Annotated in this window: 1 protein-coding gene; it reads right to left on the reverse strand. The window is 62.6% G+C overall.

The window, feature by feature from the left end; translation table 11 throughout:
* Positions 1-3 precede the first annotated feature (3 nt).
* The gene (locus AC0L3X_RS47115; RefSeq protein WP_283016764.1) at positions 4-1,179 is read right to left on the reverse strand and encodes an IS481 family transposase; all 1,176 of its coding nucleotides are present in this window, start codon (positions 1,177-1,179) and stop codon (positions 4-6) included.
* Between the last annotated feature and the right edge of the window lie 90 nt (positions 1,180-1,269).

Raw genomic sequence — 1,269 nt, forward strand, 5'->3', positions numbered from 1 at the left:
TGTTTAGTCCGGAGACATGGCTGACACCTGTTCGGACACATCACTGACAGGTTGGCCATTGGTCAAGTCGATCGATGCGACCTGCCAGCTGGCGAAGAAGATTCCGTAGTGGCCGTCACGATCCAGCGGCCGGATGGCAAGGCGTTCGCGGGCGAAGGCCTGGGGAACTTTCCAGAAGTGTCCCTTGAAGGAGATGTAGGGTCTTGTCGATGAGACCCTGCGCACGATCTCGCCGCTGTCGTATTCGATGTTCGGAACGCGGGCCGGCATGGGGCGAGCACTTGGCCGGAAGCGATCGGCAGGGACCTGCATATCGAGGCCTTGGTGAGGCCGCTCCAGATTGTAGACCGGCCGCCAGGCGTCGAAGGCGCGCTGGACTTCCGGCAGAGTGCGGAAACGGCGCATTGCAAACACCTCGGCCTTCAGGGTGCGATGGAAGCGTTCGTTCTTGCCGCGGGCCTGTGGGTGGCATGGCCTGGCGTGCACCACCCTGACGCCAAGCTTGAGCAGCCACACCTTCAGTCCGGTCCAACGAATGCCGGACGTATCGCCCCAGGGTGAGCCATTGTCGGTGTAGAACGCCTCCGGCAGGCCATAGCAGCGGAACGTCGTCGACAAGTGATTCTGCACGGTGAGGCGCTGCTCGTCGGCACATGCCTTCAGGCACAGCACGTAGCGCGAGTGATCGTCGACGATCGTTAGCGGATGGCACCGCGTCCCATTGGCGAGCGGCAGGTGACCCTTGAAGTCCATCTGCCACAGCAGGTTGGGAGCTTCCTTCTCGAACCGGTGGCCCGGATTGGGCGGCGCATTCTCACTCGGTTTGATCCGGCCGTTCCGACACAGGATCTGGTGCACCGTTGATGGCACAGGCACCGTCTGCCCGCCCCGCTTCAGGCAATGGGCAATCTTCCGTGCTCCCCAAGCCGGATGCTTGTCGCGTACAGCCAGGACTTCTGCTTCGACCGCAGCCTCACTCCGCTTGGGCATCGCATGCGGGCGCCGGGAACAGTCGGCCAGCTCCCGATCGCCGGCCTGCCAGCGCGCCAGCCACTTGTAGCCGACGTCAGGACTGATGTTGAACCGACGGCACAGTTCGCGCCGGTTGGCGCCCTCCTGCAAAGCCAGCCGCACAAACTCGTGGCGCTGATCCATCACTGACACCTCGCTCCAAGGCATGGACGGCCTCCCGAATCGGACCAATCCAGCCAATGTTGATGTGTCAGCTATGTCTCCGAACACCCGTCAGTGATCTGTCCGGGCTAAACA

The organism is Bradyrhizobium sp. MI1.7, from assembly GCF_055811795.1.